Source organism: Candidatus Roseilinea sp. NK_OTU-006, from assembly GCF_012931985.1.
Classification (GTDB): Bacteria; Chloroflexota; Anaerolineae; order J036; family Brachytrichaceae; genus JAAFGM01.
The window spans coordinates 34,759-41,706 of record NZ_JAAFGM010000028.1; the positions used below are offsets into that span (position 1 = coordinate 34,759).

The 6,948-nt window shown below is 57.1% G+C and carries 4 protein-coding genes, 1 pseudogene and 1 CRISPR repeat array (1 of these 6 only partly in view); all 5 genes and pseudogenes read right to left on the minus strand.

Annotated elements, in window-relative coordinates; genetic code table 11:
* Positions 1 to 3,265: a CRISPR direct-repeat array (repeat unit 37 nt; unit sequence CTTTCAGTGTCCTCGTTCGGACATGAGCTATTTCAAC); it begins 452 nt to the left of the window's first position.
* A 190-nt stretch (positions 3,266 to 3,455) separates the two neighbouring features.
* The gene (cas4, locus tag GXH28_RS12645; protein ID WP_169239396.1) at positions 3,456 to 4,067 is read right to left on the minus strand and encodes a CRISPR-associated protein Cas4; all 612 of its coding nucleotides are present in this window, start codon (positions 4,065 to 4,067) and stop codon (positions 3,456 to 3,458) included.
* Positions 4,068 to 4,076: 9 nt separating this feature from the next.
* Entirely contained in the window at positions 4,077 to 4,346 is a 270-nt protein-coding gene (gene cas2 / locus GXH28_RS12650; protein ID WP_169239397.1) for a CRISPR-associated endonuclease Cas2, read from the minus strand.
* A gap of 26 nt (positions 4,347 to 4,372) precedes the next feature.
* Positions 4,373 to 5,488, minus strand: coding sequence for a CRISPR-associated endonuclease Cas1 (cas1, locus tag GXH28_RS12655; protein WP_169239398.1), 1,116 nt, complete (start codon positions 5,486 to 5,488; stop codon positions 4,373 to 4,375).
* A 19-nt stretch (positions 5,489 to 5,507) separates the two neighbouring features.
* Complete coding sequence (cas6, locus tag GXH28_RS12660) at positions 5,508 to 6,566, minus strand: CRISPR system precrRNA processing endoribonuclease RAMP protein Cas6 (protein ID WP_169239399.1); 1,059 nt, start codon at positions 6,564 to 6,566, stop codon at positions 5,508 to 5,510.
* A 30-nt stretch (positions 6,567 to 6,596) separates the two neighbouring features.
* Positions 6,597 to 6,948: pseudogene (locus GXH28_RS12665) on the minus strand (hypothetical protein); the annotation flags it as partial.

Genomic DNA, 6,948 nt, shown 5'->3' on the forward strand with positions numbered 1-6,948 from the left:
GTTCGGACATGAGCTATTTCAACGTGGGCGACAGCGCACGATACGCCGTTCTGGCGCAGTGCTTTCAGTGTCCTCGTTCGGACATGAGCTATTTCAACGTCATTGGCGCAATCACAGAGTGAGTAAGTGATTAGGCTTTCAGTGTCCTCGTTCGGACATGAGCTATTTCAACACCCATCCAACCTGCTGCTCGGTACGCCGATCAGTAACTTTCAGTGTCCTCGTTCGGACATGAGCTATTTCAACAAGAGTCGCCGACCTGCTCGCGGCTGCGGCGAACGCCTTTCAGTGTCCTCGTTCGGACATGAGCTATTTCAACAGCAAATGTCAGACGACGAAATCAGCGCGGTAGCGCGCTTTCAGTGTCCTCGTTCGGACATGAGCTATTTCAACAACTGCCGGAACCGCTCCGGCGAGATGGGCGCACGGGCTTTCAGTGTCCTCGTTCGGACATGAGCTATTTCAACTGATTACGAGTACTGGCTGGTCGAAACTCGTCAGAACTTTCAGTGTCCTCGTTCGGACATGAGCTATTTCAACTCAGTGATTGACACTCCTGAAGGCCGCTTCTACTCGCTTTCAGTGTCCTCGTTCGGACATGAGCTATTTCAACGGGGAAAGAGTGAGGCGGAGGCGGTTGTTATGACATTCCTTTCAGTGTCCTCGTTCGGACATGAGCTATTTCAACGCTCGCCGTGGTCATTTGCCGCCGGACTTCGACCGCTCTTTCAGTGTCCTCGTTCGGACATGAGCTATTTCAACTGAGACCGTCCTGGTGCAGTACTTGGTCGTTGACCACTTTCAGTGTCCTCGTTCGGACATGAGCTATTTCAACTCCTTCGCCCGCGGTGCATGCGCAGGGGCGCATGAGCTTTCAGTGTCCTCGTTCGGACATGAGCTATTTCAACCTATGCCACATCGTCTGACCTCGAAATTCCCACGCCAAACTTTCAGTGTCCTCGTTCGGACATGAGCTATTTCAACGTCAAACAACGAAATCAGCGCTTTGGCGCGCAGCGTCTTTCAGTGTCCTCGTTCGGACATGAGCTATTTCAACATGTAGTGCGCAGCGTCAATGATGCGCTGCGCGCTATCTTTCAGTGTCCTCGTTCGGACATGAGCTATTTCAACAATGCAGACGGCGGCGGCGGCACATACAAGCCAGTCTTTCAGTGTCCTCGTTCGGACATGAGCTATTTCAACAAAAGCCGCACTCAAGACTTGGGATGTGGGGTGGGCGCTTTCAGTGTCCTCGTTCGGACATGAGCTATTTCAACGGCGTGCGCTAATGCCTCGCCTAGCGCTGTGCAGCAAGACTTTCAGTGTCCTCGTTCGGACATGAGCTATTTCAACTATGATGAGGACTACAATCAAAACGAAATGCCCTCTGCTTTCAGTGTCCTCGCTCGGACATGAGCTATTTCAACGGGGGGATAACCTCCCCAATGATGAGCCATATTTGGCTTTCAGTGTCCTCGTTCGGACATGAGCTATTTCAACCCATTGCACGCCAAGCGAAGCAAGTCATTGCACTGACCTTTCAGTGTCCTCGTTCGGACATGAGCTATTTCAACAACAAGTCGGCGATCGCCATGCCGACAAAAAGCATCTTTCAGTGTCCTCGTTCGGACATGAGCTATTTCAACAGTGTTCCGCACTCCGCCGCATCGTGGGCTAGTGTCCTTTCAGTGTCCTCGTTCGGACATGAGCTATTTCAACAGGCAGCGGCCTCGACTTGTTCGTTGCAAACGAAGCCTTTCAGTGTCCTCGTTCGGACATGAGCTATTTCAACTCAGCGCGTTAGTGCGCAGTGTCTCATCTGACGACATCTTTCAGTGTCCTCGTTCGGACATGAGCTATTTCAACGACGTACCGGAGGAGCAACTCGCAAAGCTTGGCCTGGTCTTTCAGTGTCCTCGTTCGGACATGAGCTATTTCAACCACTTATCAGCCAACTCCCAGCGGTCGAAGTTCGGCTTTCAGTGTCCTCGTTCGGACATGAGCTATTTCAACATCTACGTTCGCGGTTCATGATCCGCAGGCGCAAGGGCTTTCAGTGTCCTCGTTCGGACATGAGCTATTTCAACTGAGGAGCGACAGGCGCAAGTGGACGCGCTGCAATCCTTTCAGTGTCCTCGTTCGGACATGAGCTATTTCAACGCTCGCTGGGGTCATTTGCCGCCGGGCTTCGACCGCTCTTTCAGTGTCCTCGTTCGGACATGAGCTATTTCAACACGTGAGCATGGCACGTCATCCCCCTCCCTCTCGGACTTTCAGTGTCCTCGTTCGGACATGAGCTATTTCAACAGTTGGGGACGTTTCAAGCGGAGTTTGGTAAAGACTCTTTCAGTGTCCTCGTTCGGACATGAGCTATTTCAACCTTTAGCAGCAGCCTACGTCATTTTCGTATTCCAACTTTCAGTGTCCTCGTTCGGACATGAGCTATTTCAACTGAGTGTCATTGAGTCGAAGTTTGAGCGCGACTACATCTTTCAGTGTCCTCGTTCGGACATGAGCTATTTCAACTGCCGGTTGTTCACCGGCACCCGTTTTGTTTTTCTGTTCTTTCAGTGTCCTCGTTCGGACATGAGCTATTTCAACGCGAACAGCCGGTCGTGTCGGCGCTCATCGTCATCTACTTTCAGTGTCCTCGTTCGGACATGAGCTATTTCAACAGGACATGGCACAAGATGCCATGATTGCCGGGATACCTTTCAGTGTCCTCGTTCGGACATGAGCTATTTCAACGGAAATTGACGAATTCGGCCATCCTTACCGACAACTCTTTCAGTGTCCTCGTTCGGACATGAGCTATTTCAACGGCGAGGACATAACGCTACCAGGCGTGTCCGCAATCACTTTCAGTGTCCTCGTTCGGACATGAGCTATTTCAACCTGATGAACTGGGCATATCGCCCAGTCCGTTCGGGACTTTCAGTGTCCTCGTTCGGACATGAGCTATTTCAACTCGCCGGGGCTTGCGCCAACAGCTCTGCAACTCCCGCACTTTCAGTGTCCTCGTTCGGACATGAGCTATTTCAACCGACGAAAAGATGAGGTGCTCGACCAACTGCCGCCAAAGCTTTCAGTGTCCTCGTTCGGACATGAGCTATTTCAACCGAATCAGCCTCGCCGAGTCAGCGGAAGAGCTGCTCTTTCAGTGTCCTCGTTCGGACATGAGCTATTTCAACCTGCTGCGCGGCGTTCTCGACGCACAAGCAACGCTGCCTTTCAGTGTCCTCGTTCGGACATGAGCTATTTCAACCGCAGATGGTTAAAAGCATTTTCAGGTCATCTGAGACCTGAGATGAGCTTTTCGCCTTGCCGAGGCTCTTTCTAGGCCTCGATCATACGAGGGAGTTACGCGATCGTCAAGGAATAGACTATGCCCGGCGAAAATCATATTTTGCGCGAAAGTGGACCGGGTTTTCGCTATCGGATGGGGCGTTCAGGGTTCATATATCGTTGCACAGCCGGCGATACTCGCAGGCCGCACATCGCCGGCGATAGGGGGTAGGCGGGGGATACTGTTCGGTGGCCACCATGCTTTCGATGGCCCGCAACCCATCTTGAACCTCAGCGCGCAGGCGCTCATCAATCATGACCTCGCGCGCTCGTTTTTGTGGGATGTAGTAGATAAACCCACGTCGCACGGGGTGGCTGCGTTGCTGCTCAACCAAAATTGCGTAGGCCGCCAGTTGCACCGACCAATTATGCCAAAGCGTCGGGATGATGCGACGCGCTGTTCGCTCGTGGGTCAAGCTGTCTTTGTAATCCACCGGGATCAGTTCAACACCTTCCGCAGACGGCGCAACGATCAGCATATCCAACCGGCCGCACAGGTTGAGAGATTCCGATTCTAGCCATACGTCGAACTCGCGCTCGCCCTGGCGCAAGCCATAAGCGCGCAAGCTGCGCCGGTGCTCCATGATCTCGGCGCTCACGTTGGCTATGCGGCCCGATGCCATCTTCGCCGTCGGCATCAGGTGTACGCCAGGCCAGCAATAGCCGTAGTACACCAATCGTGCACAGTAGGCGAGTTGTTTGAGATCGGTTACGGTGAACATGGGTGGGAGCTATTCGGCGGCGTGGTCGGGCGCATCGCCGACGATATGCTCGATGCGCTGGGACCACTCGCGCTCGCCAATGCAATATAGGCAGATGCGGCCGGCGCGCTTCCCCAGTTTCGCCATGGCGCGCTTCATCAACTCCTCCTGATGTGTGCGCAACAGATCGCCGGCAAACGCGCTGTACTGGATGCGATTCATGCCGTAATCCATGCACAAGTCGGCAATCTTGACTCGAAGGCGGGAGTCGGAGATGTCATAGACGACGATACAGCGCATTGGGGGAAGGTGAAGAAAGAGGCGCGTTATTTAGCAACGAAGCCGGTGTATTCAGCGCGGTCGCCGCGCAGGTAGGCGGCCATATGGCGCGCTTGGGTCTGAATGATCTCGCGCAGCGTGCGCCGTTTGCCTGCGTAGCGTTCGGCGCCGTGCTCGATGCGCTCAATCACTTTTTCGGCGATGATGCGGCGTGAGTTGTCGTCCAGCAAACCATCGGCGCGTGTGGTCAGCGCCATGCCCTTGCCGATCATGCCAATGACGACACGATCCACCACGGCCTGGCGGAATTCCTCGATGAGGTCCAGGGTCAGGCTGGGCTTGCCGGGGCGGTCAGCATGGAGAAAGCCAGCGAAAGGGTCCAAGCCGGCCAACACCAACGCCTGCTCGATCTGGCGGCTCAGGATGGCGTAGCCGTAGTTCAGCGCGCTGTTGAAAGGATCGCGCGCGTGGCGTGTGCGGCGACCCTCCCACCCCAGTTCTGTGGGCAGGAGCAGTTTGATGCCAGCCCAGTATTTCTGCGCTGCCCGTCCTTCGATAGAAAGGAGTGCGTGGCGAACGCGGTCTATCGGATAGCGGTCGTTCACTGCGGGAAGGTCGGGCTTATCTCGAGTGACGGGCTGCGCTGGGTGGCACGCACGGACGAGCAGCGCTTCAAGCTCGGCGTCGTAGTCAAGCACCTCATGGGCCAAAACGCGCAGTTCGGCGGCTCGGTGAGGCGCGCTGACCTTTCGGCTGCGGGCGTGGTACTGCAACAGGCCGGCTTGGTTGCCGATCTTCGCTCGGGCGATGGCGACGGACAGCATCAGGGCGCGCAGATCGGTGTAGGCCAGCAGTTGGGCGCGACGGGTGAGCACGGTGCCGCCCAGGCCGGCGGTGTAGAGCGAGGCACCGGCTTGTGCGCCGACGCCGGAGACGAAGTGCATGGCGATGCCGCGCTCGGCGCAGGCCAGGATCGCATCGGAGGAGATGCTTACGCCGCGCGATTTGACGATCACTTGGCGCAAGTACACGAGCGGCGTTTCAGCTTTCACTTCGCCCTTCAGCGTGATGCGCAGGCGTTCGCTGTGTTTGCCGATAAACGCGCCGAAGTCTTCGACGATCAAAGTTTGCAACGGGAAGACGCGAGTGAGTGGGGACGGCATATCGCGACGCGTAGTCCTGTCAAGCAGCATCCGGCGAAGCGGTGCGCCGATGCTGCCCACCACCGGGTTGGATGCTGAACAGGCCGTTGCCCTTGATGGTGTGATTGCCGGCGTGGCACAGCTCGCCCCAGCGCAGCAGCGGAAAGAAAGGGGCAAAATCGCCGACGAATTCGGCGCTGCCCACAAAACCGCTCAGGTTGGGGGAGGCCTGGGTGCGTGCGCTGTGGCCGCGCACGACAACCCAGCGGGTGTCATCGGTCGCCGGTGTGATGGCGTCGGCCAGGCGGAGCAGGGCGTTGCGGGCTTCGCGGTCGAGCGGCAGACACGGCAGCGGTTCAGGGCCGTAATGTGTGCTGAGTTGCGTCAGGCGCTCGATCAACCGATGGATGAGCACGCTGAAATTCGGGCGGAGAATCACTTGGCCGTTCGCGCGGAGGGTCATCGGCGTGTGGAAGACGACGCGCAGGCGGGTGGGACAGGCCTGCGCATCCACAGTCGCCCGATGCATCACGTCCTCGTGAGTCACGCCGATGGTGGGCACGCGCACCTCACGTTCGCCGGGAACGAGGCATTCCTGCGTCAGGCGGGTGAGTGGGTTGTGGACAAAGACGCGCTGCAAGCGGAAGCGCCCGCGCGCCCGGCGCGCATGTTCCCCGTGCGCCAGAAAGCGTCCAATCCCGTAGGTCTCGGCCTGCTTGAGAGCCAACACCAGGACAGGAAAGACCTCGATGATATCGCCGAACACGTTGATCCCAAAGGTGAAGCGCTCGCCGGGATCAAGCCGATGCTTTCGGTCTTTGGGGAGCTGAAACGGGCGAATGACATAGGGGCGTGGCACATCCTGGCCGCGCGGGTTGTCTTCCTCCAGCGCGGCCAACAGGCGGCGAATGGCGGGATCAGAGACGAAGTGCAGGTCGGGCGCGCGCGCGTCGCCGCCGGCAAGCTCTACCACCGCGCGGTAGAACATGCCGCGCAGCGCGCTGCCGTTGTGCGCGTGAAGGTAGATCGGCTCCACCGCCTCCAACTCAAAGAGGAGCGGATAGGCGGTGAAGGCTGGGGGCGCGTTGGGTGAGGTCATGATGAATCACGTTCACAAAATGCGTGCGCGTTAGGGCAACGCTGCGGCATCGTCCAACGCCTCGTAAAGCGTGAACGATCGCGCACTCTGCCTCAACCGATAAGGGAGCACCACGCGCAACTGAGGGCGGTCGGTCTTTTTGAGCGTTTTGTCATTGTAGATGTTAACCTGATCGAATTGCAAATTGGGGCCATAGTCGTCTAATAGCTGGAGCGTGCCATCCACAGGGAAGGACGTGCTGTTGCCATTGAGTGAGACGAACCCCGAGGGTAGCTCCGGCTGTAGGGTGGGCTGCTCAAGCAGTTGCATGAAGCTGCCGCGCTTGCCGAAGTAGTTGACCTGCATGAGCCAGGGCGTGATGGCTTGCAGTGTGGCCTCGTCG